19 protein-coding genes are annotated in these 21,921 nt (G+C 32.7%); 10 read left to right on the top strand and 9 right to left on the bottom strand.

Going from position 1 to position 21,921, the window contains the following annotated elements; genetic code table 11:
* Window positions 1-70: 70 nt before the first annotated feature.
* The gene (locus tag ACWNT5_RS03585) at window positions 71-220 is read left to right on the top strand and encodes a FeoB-associated Cys-rich membrane protein (protein ID WP_299894258.1); all 150 of its coding nucleotides are present in this window, start codon (window positions 71-73) and stop codon (window positions 218-220) included.
* A 201-nt stretch (window positions 221-421) separates the two neighbouring features.
* Here the strand turns inward: ACWNT5_RS03585 and ACWNT5_RS03580 are convergent, their stop codons facing one another.
* On the bottom strand, window positions 422-1,366 hold the full coding sequence (locus ACWNT5_RS03580; protein WP_456516627.1) for a DMT family transporter: 945 nt from the start codon (window positions 1,364-1,366) through the stop codon (window positions 422-424).
* A gap of 27 nt (window positions 1,367-1,393) precedes the next feature.
* Window positions 1,394-1,816 (bottom strand): hypothetical protein, encoded by a 423-nt coding sequence (locus ACWNT5_RS03575; RefSeq protein ID WP_456516626.1) that lies wholly within the window; start codon window positions 1,814-1,816, stop codon window positions 1,394-1,396.
* 94 nt (window positions 1,817-1,910) lie between these two features.
* On the opposite strand from ACWNT5_RS03575, the gene crtD reads away from it, so the two are divergent.
* Genes crtD through ACWNT5_RS03560 form a run of 3 tightly spaced genes read left to right on the top strand, consistent with a single transcriptional unit; the run spans window position 1,911 to window position 5,168 of the window.
* Window positions 1,911-3,395, top strand: a complete 1,485-nt coding sequence (gene crtD, locus ACWNT5_RS03570; protein ID WP_456516625.1) for a 1-hydroxycarotenoid 3,4-desaturase CrtD — start codon at window positions 1,911-1,913, stop codon at window positions 3,393-3,395.
* A gap of 3 nt (window positions 3,396-3,398) precedes the next feature.
* A complete protein-coding gene (locus tag ACWNT5_RS03565) occupies window positions 3,399-4,025 on the top strand; it encodes a carotenoid biosynthesis protein (protein WP_456516624.1) in 627 nt (208 codons plus the stop codon).
* The gene (locus ACWNT5_RS03560; RefSeq protein ID WP_456516623.1) at window positions 4,026-5,168 is read left to right on the top strand and encodes a lycopene cyclase family protein; all 1,143 of its coding nucleotides are present in this window, start codon (window positions 4,026-4,028) and stop codon (window positions 5,166-5,168) included.
* Here ACWNT5_RS03560 and ACWNT5_RS03555 read toward each other — a convergent pair.
* On the bottom strand, window positions 5,165-6,217 hold the full coding sequence (locus tag ACWNT5_RS03555; protein WP_456516622.1) for a transglutaminase domain-containing protein: 1,053 nt from the start codon (window positions 6,215-6,217) through the stop codon (window positions 5,165-5,167). The two genes, ACWNT5_RS03560 and ACWNT5_RS03555, sit on opposite strands and share 4 nt — an antisense overlap.
* 74 nt (window positions 6,218-6,291) lie before the next feature.
* Window positions 6,292-7,026 (bottom strand): TerB family tellurite resistance protein, encoded by a 735-nt coding sequence (locus ACWNT5_RS03550; RefSeq protein ID WP_299604469.1) that lies wholly within the window; start codon window positions 7,024-7,026, stop codon window positions 6,292-6,294.
* Window positions 7,027-7,225: 199 nt separating this feature from the next.
* On the opposite strand from ACWNT5_RS03550, the gene ACWNT5_RS03545 reads away from it, so the two are divergent.
* The 4 genes from ACWNT5_RS03545 (at window position 7,226) to ACWNT5_RS03530 (ending at window position 10,253) form a co-directional block, all read left to right on the top strand.
* A complete protein-coding gene (locus ACWNT5_RS03545; protein WP_299894274.1) occupies window positions 7,226-7,636 on the top strand; it encodes a BrxA/BrxB family bacilliredoxin in 411 nt (136 codons plus the stop codon).
* A 183-nt stretch (window positions 7,637-7,819) separates the two neighbouring features.
* Window positions 7,820-8,587 (top strand): lysophospholipid acyltransferase family protein, encoded by a 768-nt coding sequence (locus tag ACWNT5_RS03540; RefSeq protein WP_299604463.1) that lies wholly within the window; start codon window positions 7,820-7,822, stop codon window positions 8,585-8,587.
* Window positions 8,588-8,589: 2 nt separating this feature from the next.
* Window positions 8,590-9,591 carry an acyl-ACP desaturase gene (locus tag ACWNT5_RS03535; RefSeq protein ID WP_299604461.1) on the top strand — a complete coding sequence of 334 codons (1,002 nt, stop codon included), beginning with the start codon at window positions 8,590-8,592 and terminating at the stop codon, window positions 9,589-9,591.
* Between the two features lie 8 nt (window positions 9,592-9,599).
* Window positions 9,600-10,253: an HD domain-containing protein gene (locus ACWNT5_RS03530; protein WP_456516621.1), complete on the top strand. Its 654-nt coding sequence runs from the start codon at window positions 9,600-9,602 to the stop codon at window positions 10,251-10,253.
* Window positions 10,254-10,343: 90 nt separating this feature from the next.
* Here the strand turns inward: ACWNT5_RS03530 and ACWNT5_RS03525 are convergent, their stop codons facing one another.
* The 5 genes from ACWNT5_RS03525 to ACWNT5_RS03505 form a co-directional block, all read right to left on the bottom strand.
* On the bottom strand, window positions 10,344-13,889 hold the full coding sequence (locus tag ACWNT5_RS03525) for a discoidin domain-containing protein (protein ID WP_456516620.1): 3,546 nt from the start codon (window positions 13,887-13,889) through the stop codon (window positions 10,344-10,346).
* A 66-nt stretch (window positions 13,890-13,955) separates the two neighbouring features.
* Window positions 13,956-15,962, bottom strand: coding sequence for a M12 family metallo-peptidase (locus ACWNT5_RS03520; protein ID WP_456516619.1), 2,007 nt, complete (start codon window positions 15,960-15,962; stop codon window positions 13,956-13,958).
* A 622-nt stretch (window positions 15,963-16,584) separates the two neighbouring features.
* Window positions 16,585-16,965: a hypothetical protein gene (locus ACWNT5_RS03515; protein ID WP_299604453.1), complete on the bottom strand. Its 381-nt coding sequence runs from the start codon at window positions 16,963-16,965 to the stop codon at window positions 16,585-16,587.
* A gap of 244 nt (window positions 16,966-17,209) precedes the next feature.
* Window positions 17,210-18,961 carry a tetratricopeptide repeat protein gene (locus ACWNT5_RS03510; RefSeq protein WP_299604451.1) on the bottom strand — a complete coding sequence of 584 codons (1,752 nt, stop codon included), beginning with the start codon at window positions 18,959-18,961 and terminating at the stop codon, window positions 17,210-17,212.
* Window positions 18,962-19,012: 51 nt separating this feature from the next.
* Entirely contained in the window at window positions 19,013-20,086 is a 1,074-nt protein-coding gene (locus ACWNT5_RS03505) for a PA0069 family radical SAM protein (RefSeq protein WP_299604448.1), read from the bottom strand.
* A gap of 125 nt (window positions 20,087-20,211) precedes the next feature.
* Between ACWNT5_RS03505 and ACWNT5_RS03500 the strand changes: the two genes are divergently transcribed.
* Together ACWNT5_RS03500 and ACWNT5_RS03495 are read left to right on the top strand one after the other, a co-directional pair.
* A complete protein-coding gene (locus tag ACWNT5_RS03500) occupies window positions 20,212-21,207 on the top strand; it encodes a TIR domain-containing protein (RefSeq protein ID WP_456516618.1) in 996 nt (331 codons plus the stop codon).
* 133 nt (window positions 21,208-21,340) lie between these two features.
* On the top strand, window positions 21,341-21,715 hold the full coding sequence (locus ACWNT5_RS03495) for a hypothetical protein (protein ID WP_299604445.1): 375 nt from the start codon (window positions 21,341-21,343) through the stop codon (window positions 21,713-21,715).
* Window positions 21,716-21,921: the final 206 nt, after the last annotated feature.

The following is a 21,921-nucleotide window of genomic DNA, read 5'->3' as shown; positions in this document are numbered from 1 at the left end:
TTTTGCTAGTATAAATGTATTATAAATATGAAGACGATAAGTTTTTGTATTTTTAAACGACTAAAAAACTATGAATTTACTTATTCAAAATATACTTGTGATTGTTGTTGTTGCTTTAGCAATTGGTTTTTTAGTAAAAAAATTCTTTTGGAAACCTCAAACCTCTTCAGTGAGTAAAAAATCTGGTGCTTGCGGTAGTAATGGTTGTGGTTGTCATTAAACATATATCATGGCTGCTATAATAATTCTTATTGCTTATTGGTATGATTATAAATCCAATAAAAAACAGTTTATAAAAGATTTAAAAGGAGGTTTGTTTTTTGTATTCCTTTTGTTTAACGTATTTGGATTGCTGTTTTTTGTTCTAGACCAAGGAATCGTGGTTTCAAGTTTATCTTTAGGAATAGCAATACCAAGTATATTATGTATCAAGTTCTTTATGAGTAGAATATTTTCTTCTTCTTATCGAAGGGTTACTGCTGATTAAATATACTCCTACAAAAATAAAGGCACAACATAGTAATTTTGTAACCGTGATATCTCCCTTGTATTGACTATCGGCAATGAAATATGCTATACTACCCACTAATAACATAGCTATGGCAGGTTGTACATAAATATAGCTACTAGATACTGTAGGCTTCACATATTGTAGCGCAAACATATTTAATAGGTATGCTAAAAAGGTTGGACCAATAATTACATAAAATAGGGATGTCCAATTGCTAGCGGTGTATGTAGTGAAGTCTGTTTCTAGTAATTGGCCAATACAAAAAGGAAACATGAAAATGAAACCAAAGAAAAAAGTCCATACTATTACTGTTAGTGGTTGGTATTTAGACATCATTGGTTTTACTAGAACAAGGTAAAAGGCAAATGACAAGGCGTTTAAACCAATAAAAATATTTCCTTTTAATGAACCTGTTCCTATTCCCGAATTGCCCAAGTAAATTAATAAAATAGCCCCACTACCTCCTATAAAGATTCCGAGAATTCTGGACAATGTCAGAGGTTCTTTTAATAAAAAATAACTAATAACTACTGTGAATATAGGCATTGCAGTAACAATAATGGCTGCATCTACTGGAGAGGTTAGGCTAAGACCATTCATGGAAAAGTATTGGTTCGTAGCTACTCCTAAAAGACCGCAAATGAGTAATCTGGGAATATCTTTTTTTTCTACTTTTTCTTTTACGAAGGATTTTAAAAGTAGAAATAATAGTCCAGCTCCTGTAATTCTCAAAAATACAAGTGCAGATGCTCCAATTTTATTAGGCATTAGCCCTTTTGCTACTAAATAATTTGCTCCATAAATCATATTAAGACTGAGTAAAGCAATGTGGGCTTTAGCTTTGTTTGAAACCATTGGATAAAGAAACTAAATATAAATTGATTATTTTACAAGCAATTCTAAATAATAACTAGAAGGATCAATTTTCTGTCCGTTCGCTGGATAAGGACTTAAGTTGTAACCAAAAATCTTTTTTTTATCCGATTGTATTAGTTCTTTTGGTTTTATGGGATTAATTCCACTGGCGCTTATGATATATTCTTTTTCTTCTACCAAGGTGTCATTTTCATAAATTCCTATAATCACCTTTGCTTGCCCAGCCCAAACACAGCTTACACCTGTTGGACATCGCGAGTCTTCCACAACGTTGATAAAGTGAATACTCTTATTTCCAAACAAGGCTTTTTTACCAGCTTTTAGTTTTGTTATGATCTGTGGCGATTCTTTTTTCTCATGAGAACTTTGAGCATCAATTTTTGAGAAAGAAAAGAATAGGAATAAAAAAATCAAAAGGTATTTCATCATAAAAGCTTTAAGGTTAAAGGTATGTGAAAACTTATTATTAATTACCGAATTTATGAACAGTTTATAAATTTTCATAATATCTTTATACTCTTATATGTCCAAAAAAAAAGTCATCATTGTTGGATCTGGAGTCGCTGGATTGGCTGCGGCTATACGCTTGAGGAATCAAGGGTTTGAGGTAGTGGTTTTTGAAGCTAATTCGTATCCTGGAGGAAAGCTCACAGAAATTTATGAAAAAGGCTATCGATTTGATTGTGGCCCATCCCTTTTTACTATGCCACAATTTGTGGAAAACCTTTTTGAAATCTCTAATAAAAATATTTCCGAATACTTTGATTATACGAAGAAAGAGGTGGTTTGTAACTATTTCTACGAAGATGGAACAAAATTTACTGCTTTATCTGACATAAATGATTTTGCAAGAGAAGCAGCACAAATCTTTGATGTAAAAAGTGATCATATTCTAAAATATTTTAAGAGAAGTAAATTGAAATATGACCTTACATCTTCCTTATTTCTCGAAAATTCATTGCATAAACTATCTACATACTTGTCCAAGGACACATTAAGAGCTATTGCAGGAATCAATAGTTTAGGTATTAATACAAAATTACATAGTTATAATGCTGAGATTTTTAAAGATCCAAGATTAGTTCAGTTTTTTGATAGGTTTGCAACCTACAATGGATCATCGCCGTATCTTACACCAGGAATAATGTCTATGATTCCTCATTTAGAACAGCATTATGGTACTTTTTTTCCAAAAGGAGGGATGCATCGTATTACAAAAGCATTATATCAATTAGCACTAGATTTAGGGGTTCAATTTCGTTTTGATACGAAAGTTGAAGAAATCTTAATCGAAAATAATAAGGCAGTTGGTATAATCGCAAATAAAACTAAGGTACTTGCTGATATTATTATATCTAATATGGATGTTGTACCAACATACAAGAAGTTATTACCTAATCAAAAGGAACCGAGAAAAACTCTAAAACAACCAAGATCTAGTAGCGCCCTTATTTTTTATTGGGGAATCAAAAAAGAATTCCCAGAATTGGATTTACATAACATCTTTTTTTCTGAAAATTATAAAGAGGAATTTGAATATATTTTTGAAAAGAAAGATGTGTATAAAGACCCAACTATTTATGTAAATATAACTGCAAAAAATGAACCGAACGATGCTCCAAAAGGATGTGAAAATTGGTTTGTGATGATCAATGTTCCCGGTAATGAAGGTCAAAATTGGGATGCAATTATTGAAAGTTCTAGAAAACAAATTATAGAAAAACTTACTAGATTACTCGATGTGCCAATCAAGGAATATATAGAAACAGAATTAATTTTAGATCCTAGAAGTATAGAAACAAAAACACAATCATATCAGGGGTCTTTATATGGATCTAGTAGTAATAATAAGTTTGCAGCGTTTTTGAGACATCCTAATTTTTCTAAAAAAATCAAAAAGCTATATTTCTGTGGAGGAAGTGTACATCCAGGAGGAGGTATTCCGTTATGTTTGCTATCAGGAAAGATAGTTGCCGAATTAATTCAGAAAGAGCATAAACATGAATAATCTATGACAGCAGAAAGAAAGCAAATTATATCATTCGTTGTAATCTGGTTATTTACTGTTTCTGGGATTATTGGTATTCTATGTGGTTACGAAGATTGGTTCTTACCACTAACTCCTTTGAATTTATCAGTTTATACCGTGCTAATTTTTTGGATGTCTAATACAAGGAAACGATTAATTATTGCAATGTTAATCCCCTTTTCTATTGGTATGATAACAGAATATTTGGGGGTCAATCATGGATTGATTTTTGGGAATTATCAATATGGTGATAATTTAGGTAGTAAAGTTTTAGGCGTTCCGTGGATAATAGGGGTTAATTGGGCTCTTTTGGTGTATACCTCTGCTGCAATTGCTAAAAAAATACACTCTAATATATTTATCGCTTCAGGTTTGGGAGCATTGTTGATGGTAGCGCTGGACATAATTATAGAGGTTTCTGCTCCTAGGTTTGATTTCTGGGAGTTTGATAAAGGTATAGTACCTATCCAAAATTATATAGGTTGGCTAGTTACCGCATGTATTGTTCAAGTTTTATTTCAAAAAGCTTACAAAACCTTGCAATACGCATTGTCAATTCATATTTTCATAGCAATATTTATATTTTTTACCACATTTTTGTTTTTCTAGATGCAGCGATATGATTACATCATAATGGGTTCTGGAGCTTCCGGATTAATGTTAGCTTATCATATGGCAATGGATCCGTTTTTTGAAAAAAAGCAGATTCTTCTCATTGATAAAGAAGAAAAAAATCAAAATGATCGTACTTGGTGTTTTTGGGAAAAGGAAGTTGGTATTTGGGATCCTATAGTTAGTAAAAAATGGGAAAATGTTTTTTTTGGGAGTACTCATTTTTCTGATACGATCAATATAACACCTTATGTCTATAAATTAATAAGAAGTAAGGATTTTTATGAGTTCGTGTTCTCATTTTTGAAAAACAAACCTAATATAGAAATAATACAGGAAACGGTTAAGGGATTTGTGGATGAAGGAGATATAGTTGAAGTAGAAACGGATAAAGGATTTTATTTAGGTTCTACTGTTTTTAATAGTATACTTTTCTCCTCAGCGTATAAAAATCAAAACAAGTATCCATTATTGAATCAGCATTTTGTAGGTTGGTTTGTGAAAACCGATACACCTGAATTTGATCATTTAACGGCTACATTTATGGATTTTGAGGTAGAACAGAAAGGAAATACTAGATTTATGTATGTTTTACCATTTTCTAAAACTGAAGCTCTATTTGAATATACACTCTTTTCTAAAGACCTTCTTTCGGAGTCAGCGTATGAAAAAGAAATAGAATTATATTTAAGAGAAAAGGGGATTCAAACGTATGAGATCACCGAGAAAGAAAAAGGATGTATTCCGATGACCTGTTATCGGTTTAATAAACAAAATACCACGAATGTTATTCATATTGGAACCGCTGGTGGATGGACCAAAGCGAGTACTGGTTTTACATTTCGAAATACAGAAAAAAAAGTCAGTCAATTAATAAAAAATATAAAAGACGGAGGAGAGCTGTCTAAATTTGATAAGCGAACCAAGTTCTGGTATTATGATTTATTGTTTTTGGATGTTTTGTCCCAAGAAAATCATAAAGGTTCGGAGTTATTTTCTAGATTATTTAGAAATAATGATACAGAAAAAATTCTCAAATTTTTGGATGAAGAAACTTCGTTTTTAGAAGATCTAAAAATAATGTCTTCTATGCCTGCTGCAAAGTTTTTAAAAACAATTTGGGCTAGATTGGTTTCTTAATTAAAATCCTTTGCGATTTTAAAACCTACCATAGGAATTTGATTTATGAATACTATAAGTTCTTTTGGATTGGGTTCTGAAATAGTTGCTTCAAACTGAATGACTCCATTTTCAGGTTTGATATCACCTTGGTAATTAAACTGTCTGTTATTTATCGTATAAATAATTGAATTTACAGCTTCATTATATGTTATTTCAAATTTTACGATTTGAGAAGTATTAACATCTAAAATTCCAGTTGATGGAGAAATTAAGCTAAAGTCTTTTGCTTTTTCATGTTGATAGAAAAGCGGAGCATCTAAAAATTCTTTTTTGCTGATCGTTTTTGGTAATAAGCTGTTTTCATAGAAATCTGGATAATGACCTTTTATAAAAAGTTCCGCAGGCATTCCGAAATAATCATAATTTGTTTTTTCTATAAACTCTTGTGTTTGCACATTATAATAACCTGTGCTTCCCCAAGTAGCATCAATGAGATATTTTTTGAAATCAATTTCTATAATATTCCATGCATGATCAACACGATATTCTCTTCCAATATGTGGTATTTGGTTTTTAGCAGTTCCTAGCACATAAAAACAAGTAATACCAAGGTGGTCACAAACATCTTTAAAAAGTTGTGTATATCCTTCGCAGACTGCGATTCCAGTAGAAACAACTCTTTTAGAGATTTTCTCTCTATATTTTTTCTCTGTTTTTAGATGTTTTTTAGAACCAGATTTAGTCTTATCATATTCTATGTAATTGGAAGATCTAAAACTTGGAAAAGGATTATAACTTACAGATTTGTAGGAGTTAGCATAATCAGAATAAAACTTTCCTGATTCATTATAGTCATAGGATATATTTTTTGTGATCCAGGAGTAAATAGCTTTGGCCTGATCTAGTTCTGTTTTAAAATCTTTAGCTATTTGATCAGCAAGTTTTTTAGGAGTTTTGAAGGTAGTAGGGTATTTATGAACTATAGCCTCTATTTTGTCAAAATCCTGACCATAGATATTAAGTGCCGAAAACAGGCTTAGTAGGAAGAAAATTAGTGGCTTATACATACAATAAATGTAGCATCAAAAATTAAACCAATTAAAATACAACTATTCATTATATTTTAAAAGAGATTGTTTAATTATGTTAGGCCTCGTTCTTTTTGGATTTGTTCATAGGCTTTTTGTACTTCTTTGAACTTTTCTTCTGCGCCTTTTATATGCACCGGATCCATATGCTGTACTTTGTCTGGATGATATTTTTTTACCATGGTCCTGTAAGCCTTTTTTACTTCAGCATCAGTAGCATTTTTATCAATTTCTAAAATTTTGTATGCGTGATTACCTGTTTTAAAAAACATGGCTTTAATACTTTCAAAATCACTAAAATTAATCCGCATAAAACCAGCCATTTTCTGAATTTCTCTAGCTTCGGCTTCGCTTACGTTACCATCAGCATTGGCAATTCCAAAAAGAAAATGAAGTATTTGTAATCGTGCCGCATAACGAGTACGTTGTGTTAAAAACATACAAATACGCTGAGCAGAAATCTCTCTGTTCTTAATAATTTCATTAAAAGTTCTAAACGTTGCATTAGCACGTTCCTTTCCGTAGGCACTAACAAAATATTGACGAACGTAATCTAATTCTGTTTGATTTATACGACCATCGGCTTTGATTACGATTGAAGAAAGAGAAAGTAAATTAAGTTCAAAATCTCCTGGACTCACTTGTTTGTCTTGGGTAAAAACGTTTGTAAAACTTCCTGCGCTTTTACTGGTTCTTCCATCCAACAGACTACCTAGTATAAAACCAAGTATGGCTCCAGGAACCTTAAAAAATATTCCTCCTAATATAGCCGCAAACCATTTAATCATTCATGAAAAATTTAGGTGTGTAAAGATAGTTGAATTATTTACACGATTTTTAAGTATACTATATTAGTATTACCACCGAGAATTTTGTTACGAAAAGTTAGTTTTTGTTTGCTTTTCCGACTACTTGGCAGTCATAGGGATATGGTACATTATTTGTATCTTTGTCTTAAAATTTAAAATAAAAAAATAGTAAAGAAATATGTATCCAGCAGATTTAGTAAAGCCAATGCGCGAAGACCTAACTAGTATAGGTTTTGATGAATTACAAACAGCTGCAGATGTTGATGCGGCGATAGCAAAAGAAGGAACTACTTTGGTAGTAGTAAATTCTGTTTGTGGTTGTGCAGCGGCAAACGCAAGACCAGGTGCAAAAGCATCTTTAGCAAATGATAAAAAACCTGATAATTTAGTAACAGTATTTGCAGGAGTGGATAGAGAAGCTACTGATAAAGCTCGCGGATATATGATCCCATTTCCACCATCTTCTCCGTCAATGGCATTGTTTAAAAATGGAGAATTGGTGCATATGCTAGAACGACATCATATCGAAGGAAGACCTGCAGAGATGATTGCAGAAAATCTTAAAGATGCTTACAACGAGCATTGTTAGGAGTTAGGCACATAAATTCAAAAAGAAAACCGTCTGTATAGCAGACGGTTTTCTTTTTGAATGGCAATTTTTTTGGAATAATTTTCTAGAATTTTAGACATCGTAATTTTATGCGTTAAAGAATTGGCGTTCTAAAAATAATATCAGACCTTGCACAACAGTAACACAAATCAAAATCATTAATTGCTAAGAGAAGTTATGGGGGCATTAAAAAGGATCGTTTCGTATCCGCTTTCAGTAGTTTTCTATCTGTTTTTTGGACTTACCCTATTAGTTTTCCAACCATTACAATGGTTAGGACTTAAGCTTGGAGGGGCAAAAGGACATAGAGGAGTTGTCAATCTAATGAACCTTTGTTTATTGAGGTGTTTACACTTTTTAGGAGTAACATTTAGTTTTAAGAATATACATAAATTACCAGAAGATCGTTCTTTAATTATTGTTTCTAACCATCAGAGTATGTTTGATATTCCATTAATATCTTGGTACTTGCGTAGACATAAACCAAAGTTTATTTCGAAAATTGAACTAGGAAAAGGAATACCAAGTATTTCTTTTAATTTGAAATATGGTGGTCATGCATTAATAGATCGAAAAAATGCAAAACAGTCGATTCCAGAGATCTCAAGATTTGGTAAGACGATTGCTAAAAATAAATTTGCTGCTGTTATTTTTCCAGAAGGTACAAGAAGTAGAACTGGGGAACCCAAAGAGTTTGCATCTACTGGATTAAAAATATTGTTCAAAAATGCACCAGATGCGTTAGTAGTTCCAGTAACTATTAACAATAGTTGGAGATTAGTAGAGCATGGTAATTTTCCTATGGGAATAGGTTTACATCTTACGTTAGAAGTAAAAGAACCTGTTGCTGAAGAAGGATTGACAAAAGAAGAAATATTAGATATTACTGAAAAAAGAGTAATCTCTACCATAAAAACCCAAATATCATAATCATGGCTATAGACAACATTAGATTAGAAGTGATGCAATTATTGGAAAAGAAGATAGAATCTTTTATAGATACTTATCTAATTCCGATTGATCAGGTATGGCAGCCTACAGATTTTTTGCCTGATTCCCAGAATGAGGATACCTTTTTTGATGAGGTAAAAGAGTTAAGAGAGTTGGCGAAAGAACTTCCATACGATTTTTGGGTAGTTTTGGTAGGAGATACTATTACTGAAGAAGCGCTTCCGACCTATGAGTCTTGGTTAATGGATGTAGAAGGAATTAATCAACACGAAGGAGAAGGTGGAAATGGTTGGTCTCGTTGGGTGCGTTATTGGACGAGTGAAGAAAATCGTCATGGAGATGTACTAAATAAGTATTTGTATTTATCGGGAAGAGTGAATATGATTGAAGTCGAGCGTACAACTCAGCATTTAATAAATGATGGTTTTGATATCGGTACGGATAGAGATCCTTATAAGAATTTTATCTACACAAGTTTTCAGGAATTGGCAACTAATATTTCTCATAGTCGTGTAGCTAAAATTGCCAAAGGCTATTCTAACAAGTCTTTAGCAAGAATGTGCAAGATTATTGCAGGAGATGAGATGCGTCATTTTAATGCATATAGTGATTTTGTAAAGAATATATTCGAGGTAGACCCTAGTCAGATGATGGTGGCGTTTAAAGATATGATGAAGCATAAAATTGTAATGCCAGCTGTATTTTTAAGAGAGTCTGGAAATTCTATTGGTAGTGCTTTTGAGGAATTTTCGAATGCGGCTCAGCGATTAGGAGTATATACTTCTCAGGATTATATAGATATCATGCAGCGTTTAATCAATAAATGGGAGATTGATAAACTGGTAGATTTAACGGATGAAGCTGAAAAAGCACGTGATTTTGTGATGAAGTTACCAGCACGTATGCAACGTATCAATGAGAGGTTAGTAGTTCCTCAAGAAGTGTTCAAATTTAAATGGGTAGAGCCTGCTATGGTAAAATAAGGTAGCGTATGAATAATGATGAAATTATACAGAAAACTGTTGATTTTGTAAAACATACATTGCGTAATGCCGAAGGAGGTCATGATTGGTTTCACATAGAACGGGTTTTTAAAACATCTACAACCATAGCTAAATCTGAAAATGTGGATGTTTTGGTGGTTTCCTTAGGTGCTTTATTACATGATATTGCCGATTCTAAGTTTCATAATGGCGATGAAACTGTAGGGCCAAGAGTAGCAAAAGATTTTTTAGAAAGTGTAAGCGTAAATAACAGCGTTATTGATCACGTGATCAATATTGTCGAAAATATCTCTTTTAAAGGAGGAAACGTAATACAAAAATTTAAATCTCCAGAATTAGATGTAGTACAGGATGCTGATCGTTTAGATGCTATTGGTGCAATTGGTGTTGCACGATGCTTTAATTACGGAGGTTTTAAAAATCGAGCACTTTACAATCCTGATATTAAACCAAATCTTCAGATGAGCAAAGAGGAATATAAAAAATCCGAAGCTCCGACTATTAATCATTTTTACGAAAAACTATTATTACTTAAAGATCGAATGAATACTGAAACAGGTAAAAAGATGGCAGAAAAGAGGCATCTCTTTATGGAACAGTTTTTAGATCAGTTTTATCTGGAGTGGGAAGGTAAATCTTAAGTTGTAGTCTAAAAAAGAGTCTAAAAATTGCTATTTAGACTCATCATTGTACAATAGTTTAAAGCTTGTTATTGCTTTAGAGTTTGGTTGTTATTTTTTGAATATTTTTATTCTTTTTTGAACGTGATCTTTTTCTAGTTGTAGAATATAAAAACCAGTATTTAGGTTCGGCGCAAGAATTTTTATGTCGTCTCCATCCCTATTGGTTTTGACTTTTTGGATAGTCCCATCGGTTCCAAAGAGTTTTATAGAACGTACTGCTTGTTTAGAGCTAATTCCTTTAACAATAATTTCATCTTTAAAAGGAATAGGATATACCTTAATTCCTTCAAAATTATAAGCATCTACTATTGGTGGAGTAGGAGCCGTATTAGTCGTGTTATATGTTGTTGGAGTATTGTTAGTAGCAGACGGAAGGTATCTCACCGTAAGTTCGGCAACGGAAGCCCAACGTTTATCGTCTACTTCTGAAAGGGCTCTAAAATAGATATAACGAGTGTTAAAGGAATCAAATTCTACGGTTTGTTTTAAGCTTGATTTTTGAAAACTTCCAGCAGAGAGCTCCTTCCAGTCATTGCCATCCCAACCAAATAATATATAATCTTTTACCATTCCGGTAGTTCCGTTTTGTCTTCCTTGATAGGAGAACCCTACTAATTCTTTTGCTTGTCCTAAGTCTATGGCAATAAAATGAGGGTGTGATGTATTGTCATCGTACCAGTTGCTATGCCAATAAGTGTTTGGATCTCCGTCAGCAGCTTTTTCTTTGGAATGATCTGCATTGGTAGTTTCTTCACTATTGGTATCATAGACGATACAGCCTTTACAATCTTCGACTACATCATTAATTGCTATTGCAACAGTATTTGAAAATTCAGAATAACTGTCCGTATCGTAGGCTCTAACACGATAAGAATAAGAACCATTAGGAACGTTTTGATCTGTAAATGTCTCTACTCCAGATCCAACAAAATCAATACGCTCAAATCCATTACCATCATTTCGTTGAATGGTAAACCCATTTTCATTATTAGAGTTGTCTTTCCAATTTAGCGTAACATCATTTTGATTTGCTTGAGCGGTTAGATCACTTGGCGGTGTAATTTCATCGGGATCTGTATTTCCTATTGTTACCGCAGCAACATTAGAAAATTCAGAATAGTTGTTGGCATCATATGCTCTTACACGATAAGAATACGATCCATCTTGGAGGTTTTTGTCTGTATAAGTTTCTATTCCGGTTCCAACAAAATCAATCCGTTCAAAACCGTTTCCATCATTTCTTTGGATAGTAAATCCATTCTCATTATTAGAATTATCTTCCCAAGTCAGAGTAACATCTGTTTGATTTGCTAGTGAAGTAAGATTTGTAGGCGGGTTAATTTCATTAGGATTAGAGTCTTCATTATAAAGATCAGATTCCCAAATTCCACGCCCATAGGTGGATACTCGTATTTTTCTTGTAGGATAATGGATTTCGAGTTCTGTGGTTTGTACTCTAGGGAGATTGGTAGAAAAAGGAACCCAGGAATTAAGATTATCGTTTGTATAATATACTCCAGATTGCATCCCTACATACAGGCCATTTGCACTGGTATCATCAAAAACAAGGCATTGTACTGATATTTGAGGAAGATTTCCTCTAATATTTGTCCAAGAACTTCCAGCATTGGTAGAGACGTAGACTCTAGAACCTGTTGCGGCTAGCGCCAATCTTTCAGGATTGTTTGGATCTACAGCGATGAAATTTACATTTCCGCTAAAATTGCTTACTTCAGTCCAATTAGGCGAATTACTTTGACCGTTTTTGGTTCTCCATACCCTTCCTTCCTGTGCAATGTAGATATAGTTGTTATTGGATGCAGCTATTGCCATTTCATCAAGATTTCCTCCAACATTTATGCTCGAAGTGATATTTCTCCAACTTCCATTGCTACCACCGTTGTTACTTCTATATAGATCTCTGTACCCTACGTAGATTTTGTTATTATTAATTGGATCCATCATGAATGGAGTAACCCATTCACCACTAAAGTTTCCTGGTTTACTAATATTTCCTATGCTATTCCCTCCATTGGTACTTTTATATAAAGACCCAAATTGAACAGTTCCGTAAACAATATTTTTGTTTTTATGGTCTATGAAACATTCCATACCATCTGCTCCAAGCCATTCTTTAAATTGTCGATTTGCTCCATTCATGATATTGGTACCATTGTCTTGAGCTCCACCAACGATCATGTTAGCATCGGTAAAGGCACCGCCAAATCGATAATATTGTCTAATGGCAAGTCCGCCTTGAGTAAGATCTGCCATATTGTTTCCCCGATCTCTACTTCTAAAAATTCCACCATCACTACCAACATAAATGGTTCCATCTACATATTGCATTACTTCGATGTCGGCATGTACATAAGATCGATCTCCTGGATTACTCCATGTTGCGAGTGTAGAAAATGTGACTCCACCGTCTAAAGATCTGGAATAATTCATACCTCCTACATGAACCTCATTAGCATTAGTGTCTGATACAGCAATAGCCATATCACGCGAAGCTTGTGTAAAGTATACCTGATTGGTACTGCTCGATGTTGCTCGAGTAGTAAAACTAGAACCTCCATTTAAGGAACGATATAGGTTGCCAAAACCACTTCCTCTTTTTTGTACGAGATATATGGCATTTGGATTTGCAGGAGTTACAGCCATTTTCATTCGTTCACTTCTATCGATACCATTGGTAATTCTGCTAAATGAACTACCTCCATTGGTTGATCGGTAAAAGCTGTTTCCACAAGCATATACAACATCGGTATTACCAGGTTTAAATTCTACGTCTTCGGCTCTGGTATTTAGTACGATACTAAAACTTGATCCACTGTTGTTAGATCTGTACAAAGCTTTTGTGGTACCTACAAATATTCTACTACTATTAGGGTGAATAAGAATCCTTCTTGGGGTCCCGCTTACTCTTTGAATTTCTGACCAGGAAGATCCTCCGTTTGTTGATTTTAGAATTTGACCAGCAGAATTTCCAAGATATACAATGTTTGAATTGTTGGGATCAATAGCGATGGACCAAATAGACATACTAAACATTTGATCTCCTATTGGACTCCAGCTTTGTCCAGCGTTTGTGGATTTCCAGATTCCTCCTCCTGGAGATCCTGCATACATTAGTTTTTGCTGAGAAGGTTCAACTGCAAATGCCGTTACTCTACCTAAACCTGGAGTCCAGCTTGAGGTGCGCGTCCAATTAAAAGGTCCAAGTTCCTGCCAACCACTGTTTCTTTGATTATTTTGGATGTTAGTTTTAGAATTATTCTGAAAGAATTCATAGAATTTTCTGGATTCATCAAGAACTTTAGCATCACTAATTATGTGTCCTTTGGAGTCTGCATTTCTTTTTGCCCAGTACAGGCTTCGCATGTATAATTTATATCCACTTCCTTTACCTTTGTCCTTGTTCCTATAATAGGAATTACCAATACGTTCTAGTTTGGATACTTTAAGGTTTTCTTCTTCAAGAAGTTCATAAAATTCTTGAGCAGAACTTTGAAAAAATACAGTGTTAATAATTAGAAATACTAATACGTATTTCCATCGTTGTAAAATGAGTGAGTTACTTAGTTGAGTCATTTTTTTGGGTTTTAAGAAGAGGTGTTTGATGGTGTATCAAACACCTCAGAATTTGTTGAATAGATTTTATTGCACTTCGAGTTTTTTAGTGGTTATTTCGCCTCCGCTAATAATTTGTATAAAATATATACCAGTGTTTAGAGTATCAATATTGATTATCTCCTTTAAGTGTTGGATGGACGATTTTTGTTGAATAGTTTTTGAGAAAATGTTTCTTCCCTGTAAACTGTTAATGTTAATTTTAATAAGATTGTTTTTAGGTCTTTTTATTTCTAGAGTAATAAAACCCTTTGCCGGATTCGGATAGATTAAAATTTCATCTATTGAAGATATTTCTGGTTTTTCAACAGTTTGGTTTGTAGATGGATCTTCAGCACAAGTTGCAATTTCTATCCATTCTGATCCGTTCCATTCAAAGGCTTTTCCTTGATATACCACTTGATCTCCAGAAATATAATTAGTGTTTTCAGACCATGGATCAATTCCAAAACATGGATCGTTAGTATTGATATCACAGTTTAACAATTCCCAGTCATTACTTTCTGTTCGTAACCATACATTGCCTTGGTAAATGACAATATCTCCAGGTTTATAATCTGTATTATCTGTCCATGGTATCGCTCGAGAACAAGGATCTGAAAGACATTCGCCTAGATCAATCCAACTATTATTAGTGGTTCGTTCGAATAATCTACCTTGATAGGTAACTTGATCGCCAGCAACATAGTTAACGTTACCTGACCAAGCGTCAATTCCAGTACAATTTACTTGATCTCCATCTCCTCCATTATCTCCATCGCTATTACAGCTACCCACACAGTTGGCTCTTCTTATATTACTTCGAATAAGGTCGCCTGGCTGTGGACCGAACCCTTTTCTAAGATTCGTTCCAGCGTTGGTTAAATGGCAATAACTCATAATGGTCCCTCCATTTGAGGGTATTCCTGGTCTTCCACAACTTCCTTCTGTAGAATAACAACCATCTATTGCGGTATTATTTCCATTCCAAACACAAGAATGAGTGTGGTTAGATCCAAAGTTGTGACCTAATTCATGAGCGATAGTGGAGATGTTCCAGGAGTAGGTAGGCACATTTTGATAGCTTCTATTAATGCCCGTTAGTCCGTACCTATACGAACCACAAAGAGCATTTAACCAAGCAACTCCGCCAGAATAATTATAAGTAACAAAGTGTGCCAGATCTCCATTAAACCCATTTTGATTTCGATAGTTTCGATAACTATCAAGGCTATTAAAGGGATTAGATGTGGTCCATGAGGTAAGGCCAGACAATTTTATTTTGATGTCTTCATTGGCATATAGTATTGCGACTTGGTTAAACATAGCCTCAACAAAGTTTGCTGCTGACTGACTTCCTCCTTTGTCACGTACTACATCATTAGCAATATCAAAAAATATTTCAGGACACTTTACTTGATTTGAAGCAGGCGGTTCATTATCAACTGTATCATTGTTTCCGCTTTTTTGATGTACATCAGTAATTTGACAAATAAAATCATTAAGATGACTTATATCTTTATCCTCATAAAGAATATGGTCTGTACTATTATCTAATTTGCCGAGAACGAGGTCACTCTGACTTCCTTCTACGCTAATGATTCCAGAAATTTCGCCATCATATATACTAATAGCAGCAATAGAGTTAGGACTGTTTTTGACAATACCTTGATAATGAACAATTTTTTTTTCTGGTGAGATTACCTTTTTCGAAGGCATTTCCGTAATATAAAAGTCATCCGTTTTGATATTGGTTTTTACCAATTCTAATAGCATTGATGACTTTTTTCCTGGTAGCATTAAATTAATAGCTTCTGGAGAAGAAGAAATCATCTTTTTGTTAAACTCAGTATTTATAGAAAGAATAGAATAGTTCTTGAATTCTTTTGGGAGCGTAGTATTTGATTTTTCTGTTTTTAAGTTTAATAATGATACAGTTTTAAAGAATGTGCCTGATGATTTTGCATTTTGAACACGGGTTTTTGGATTATGGTTTTGGGCAAAAAAAGATGTGGTGATGCTTAGCATCACAAAAAGTGTAAAAATACCTTTCATAGATTTTGGTTTTTAAGAGTTAAATATTGAGTATTCGGTAACTTCTAATCATGTAGTTGGAATACACGATTTTTCAAAAAAGAGGTAATGATTTAGCCTTCCCTTCTTATTTTGAAATCGATTTAGACCTACTGATACATTTATAGAAATGATCTAAGTCTATCTGATGTTTTTCAAATAAATAGGAAAAGATTAAAACTGGTCTTTTTTATTTTTTGTTAAGTGAGATCAACAGGTGTTGATGACAACTGTCTTAATGATGAGATAAATTTTCATTTTGAGGTTTTAAGGTTATTTAGTAAGAGTTTCGTTTTGAAACATTTGAAATATTGGTTAACCAAAAGTACGATTTTTTTACATAATATAAATTAGGTGAAGTTAAATCTATATTAACTGTTTTGATCTTAGAAATCGTAAAAGAAGATTTTTGTCTAAAGACATTTATAAAGTAAAAGGCAGACGATGATGAGTCGTCTGCCCTTGGTATGACAAAGTTCGTTTTTTGATTGAAAGATTGATTGTTCGTTTTTTGATTATGCGAAAATGCTAACTACAAATTCTACCACGAATAGAAAGTAGTTTAGTATAAAATCGATCAACAGTTTTGTAAGTGCTATCATGATTAATAATTTATATTCCCGTTATTGATTGTTACTAGTTTTGAAGAACTTTGATCAACAAACTCTAAAGTAAATCTGTCGATTTCTTTATAACCATCCACTTTTTTTAGTAATAGTTGGTTAATCCTCTTAGCTTCAGAATTGAGATCGGTGTATTTACAATTCTTTAGTTCATATTCAGCGGTTTCTGTTGAAATTTCCCTTTCAGAAGTAGCTAAACCTTTTACGTATAGAAATTGTTTTATCTGATCGCATTCACAGTTAGATTCTAAAACCTTTAAAATAGCATTCGATTTATCTTCTACTTTATGTCTTGTAATAGTTGCATATGTAACTACTCCAGCGACAATACCGATTGAAAATAAAAGAAGTTGCTTTTTCATTTATTAATCTATTTGATGTACTAAGAAATTAATTGATTGATGATTCAAAGTACCTTTAAAAAAAACCTAATAACAAGAGAAGTAACCCTATTTTAAAGAAAACAGGTTGTCTTTTTGTGTTTCAAAGTATTGAAAATCAAGTTTTTATTTTGTTTATACGTGTGTTTTATTAGGAATTACGGGAAAGCCCTATATTTATAAATTTAGGGTGTTTAAAGATGTTTTAAGCTTAGAAATTAAGAGTCTACTTTTTAGCTTTCAATTGTTTTATGTAAAACGAAGGGAGTAATCCAGTATGAATTTTAAAGTATTTTGAAAATGAGTCAGCACTTTTGTATCCCACTTCTTTTGCGATTGATTTAATGGAATATGATCTGAATTTAGAATCATTCTTTAATCTTACAATCGCATAGTTTATTCTAAGATCATTAATGTATGTATTAAAGTTTTTATTAAAGTGAACATTAATGACTTTGGATAGGTAAGAGGTATTCGTATTGATTTTTTTCGCCACATTATACAAATTACATTCAGTTTTTAAGTAGTATTCCTGATCTTCTACTTTTTTAAGTCCGCTAAGAATCTGATCATATAACTCCTGATTAATATCTAATTCACTGGATTGAGAATCCAATTTGCGATCTTTTGTATCGATTACTCCTTGATTAATAGCGGTGGACTTATTGATCACCTCAGTGGAATTAACGACTTGTTCCCTTTGCTCGATTTGGGCAAATAAAGCTTCGAATTTTTTCTTATTTTTCTTTTTTACTTTTTGAAATAATAATAAAATAACTAGTAAGCTTATACCGAATACTGCTAGACCAATTTGAGAATACGTAAGCCTATTTTTTTGTCGTTTTTTTTGATTCTCCAGATTATCGATTTCACTTTGATACCCTTTCATTGTAATATCCTGAACTTTTCTAGAAGCTATAGACTTTTTATTATTTAGTTTGCTTAAACTTAAAATATGTTTTTCATAATATTCATTAGATTTCGCTAAGTCACCATTTTTTTTATAAGATTGTCCCAAGAGCTTATAACATATGCTCAGTTCGTCAGAATTAGAATATTTTTCGGTAAGTATTTTTAAAGATTCCTGAAGTACATCAATACTTTCATCATATTTTTGTTGTTCCAGTTTACAGTTACCGATCAAGTTTAAAATTTTACCTAAAAACACAATATCATTAGCCTGATAGCAGAGAGCTTTTGCTTTATCTAAATAAAAAAGACTTTTCTCATAGTTCTCCCTTTGTTTATAGATAATTCCTCTATGCATCAATAGATCAATATGTATATTATCTATTTTTACTTTTTCGGTAAATTTTAAGCCTTCATCGTTATAATATAATGCTGAGTCTAAAAGATTTAGTTTGATATAGGCTTCACATATTCTTGCTTTGTTGAGCATAGGAACGTGTTTGGCAAACTCCCCTTCTCCAGTAGCCAGAATTTCATCACTTATCTTAAGTTCTTCTAACGCTTGTCTAGGATCTCCAGAACGTAATTTAACAAAACCCAAATTTGTTTGTAAAGCCCATAGTGCATAAGGATAATCAATTTCTTTTGCAATGTTTAAAGATTCATAGTATGAGTTCGCTGCATTGTCATACTCTTCTATGTCGAAATAATGGTTTCCTTTTAGTTTTATAAGGTCTACAATGGTTTTTTTGTTAATATCGTATTGCTTTGCTAGAATAATAGCTTTATCCAAATATTCAATGGCGGCACTATTATTTCCTTCATTAAGATTAGCTACACTTAGGTTTTCTAAAGCAAGTATCATGTGTATTACATCTTCACTTTCTAAAGCGGTTTTGTACAAAAGATTACTTACAGAAATAATTTCGTCGATATTATTTTCTTCCAAAGCTTCCAACTGAAAACGAATATCGTCAATACTTTTATCGACTAAAATTTCATCAATCTGGGCTGTGATTTGGTTAAAAATCAGTAAGGTGTAAACGATAAAGAAATGATGAAATCTCATAAAGAATGGCCCAAACCTTTGAGTTATGCTCCAAAAATAACCAAAATAGCTTCAAAATAGCTTTAATTGCCCATCTTTATGTTGCCGATGCAATTCGCAATTTAAATTAGATCGTTGATGTTGACTAAAATATTTTTTTCTTGCAATAGTAAATAGTTGATGAATTTGTTCTGCGATTTTTCCACTTCCTTTCATTCTTCTTCCGTATTCACTATCATTTAGGTTACCGTTATGGCATTCCATAATTTGATGTAGAATTTTATCCTTTCTATCTGGAAGTTTGTGTTCTAGCCATTTTGTGAATATTTTTCCAATTGCTCCATTTAATCTAACAATCGTGTAACCAATATTCTTAGCTCCTCTTAGAGAAATTTCCTTAGATAGATCTAAAATTTCATGACTGTTAATAGAAGGAATAATGGGTGCCATCATTACATCAGTGGGAATACCCAAAGTATTTAGTTTTTCGAGAGTTTCTAATCTCTTTTTAATGCTTGCGGTTCTGGGTTCTAAGATTCGACGTGTTTGCTCGTTAAGAGAGGTAATGGACAAAAAAATGGAGACTAAATTATCTTTGGCAAGTTCTTGCAAGATATCAATATCTCTCTGAATTAGAGAGTTTTTGGTAATGATTCCGACGGGATGTTTGTACTTTAAGAAGATTTCTAAAAGTTGTCGGGTAATTTTTAGTTCTTTTTCAATCGGTTGATAGCAATCTGTATTACCAGATAGTGCGATGGGATATGCCTCCCAATGTTTACTTTTTAGTTTTTTTTCAAGGAGTTTAGGAGCATTTTTTTTAACCAATATTTTAGTTTCAAAATCTAATCCTGCTCCATATCCCCAATATTCGTGGGAATTTCTGGCATAACAATAAATACATCCATGTTCGCAACCTTGATACGGATTTAAAGAATACAACATTCCAACATCTGGACTATTTACCTTATTTACAATAGACTTCGGATAGGTTTCAATAAAAGTGGTTTTCTGATTTAGAATGGTTTCTCCTTCTTTGGCTAGATAATTCAAAAAATCATCCCTTAGTTCATGTTCATCTTCTAAGAATCGATTATGGACTTTTTCTTGTGCTCCTCTTCCTTTTATGTTCTGTTTCGGTTTCAAAAGGTATCTTTTTTACGGTTTAAAAGTAAAACTTTTGTTGGAATATTTCCAATAAAAAATGGAATATTTCCAAATAAAGAAAGTAATTTTGTAATAGTCGGATTTAGGTAAAAAAATAGTCAGTGATGAAGAATAGAAGTTATGAATATGATGTGGCTTTATCCTTTGCAGGAGAGAATAGAGCGTATGTAGAGAAGGTGGCAAATAGTCTAAATAAAAAGGGTATTAAGGTATTTTATGACTTATTTGAAGAAGCGAATTTATGGGGAAAAAATTTATATGAATACTTATCAGAGATTTATCAAAGTAAAGCAAGGTACACCGTATTATTTGTATCCAGTTTTTACAATAAAAAATTATGGACGAATCATGAGAGAGTTTCGATGCAAGCAAGAGCATTTCAGGAAAGCAGGGAATATATTTTACCTGCAAGATTCGATGATACAGAAATCCCTGGAATTCTTAAAACGATCGGTTATATTAATCTGGAAAACAGAACTCCTGAAGAATTAGCCATTTTGATCGAAAATAAATTAAAAAAGGATCAAACGTTTTTCAGAAATCGATGGTCGAAACTCTCTACCATGATCAACCCGAAACCGTTTATTTTTACTTTAAAAATAATAAATGAGAAAGAAGAGTTTATTAAACACGCCAAAGTGGTATTGATGGCCAATAACTCTACTTATTTGGAAGGTTTTACAGATGAGAATGGGTTAGCACATTTTGTGATAAGGACCAGAAAGTTATACACTGTTTTAGTAGCGCACTCAGATTATCCAGCTGTAGTTTTTCATAATGTCAATCCAAAGGATGATATAGAGGTAACTATTGAGAAATCTGAAAACACCGGTTCAGTAATTATTAATAAGTCGGGACAAATCCCTGGACTAACTGGCAAAGTTGAACCAGCAATTAGTACAGATGAAAAGTTGTCAATATATGCTGATAATATTGCAATAGAAGGAGGCAAAAATCAACCTTATAATATGGATTTGGATGAATCAGTTACTTTAGAAGATAAGGAAGGAAATATCATTTCGTTGATATTTCGGTTTTTTCAAGGAAGAATTGCTCTAATCGATTATTACAAGAAAAGTGCGGTAAGACAATTTTTATAAAAGTGGATACCAATATTTTTGTAGTTATTTCAGGATGGTTTTAATACAATGTTAAAAACTTATAAAATACGTTAAAACCATAAATTTAACATTTTTTTAAGACATAAAAACTAGTTAAACCTGTTTTAGTACTATGAGAAAAATGTTAGTAGTGCTATTTGTGTTAGGTTTAATGCAAAGTGTACAAGCACAGTTTATAGAGGTTTTAGATACTAATGAAAATCTAAAAACAGATGTTAAGAGTGATTTTGTATGGATTCAGACTAATGAGATTAATCAGGTAATGAAGGGTATCGAAGTTGCTGGAATTAAAGAGAATGAAATCAAACAACGATTAAAAAGTAAACCGATCTCCTTAATCATGTATTGGCGATATGATTTAGTTTCCGATGATAGGTTAGATAAGAATCAATTAGCAGGTGTTGATTCCTACACTTCTGAGTATGAAATGACTGATTTAGGAAAAAAATTAGTTACACTAGGTCTCATTAATACTATTATTGAATAGAAGGAATTTAATAAATTTAGGTGTAAACGATATTTAAAAGTCTGGTTACTACCAGACTTTTTTTGTTCTTTAAGGTAACAAAAGTTAGCATTATTGTACTAAGGCTTAGGTAGTATATGTTTTTTTGTAAGCTCATGAATTACAGTTTGATTCTTATAGAGTACATAAAAATTTATCTTACTTTTATACAAACAACTTAAACCTTT

Source organism: Aquimarina sp. 433 (assembly GCF_054054605.1).
Note: the sequence above shows the minus strand (reverse complement) of the source record. Positions and strands in the feature narration are given on the sequence as shown.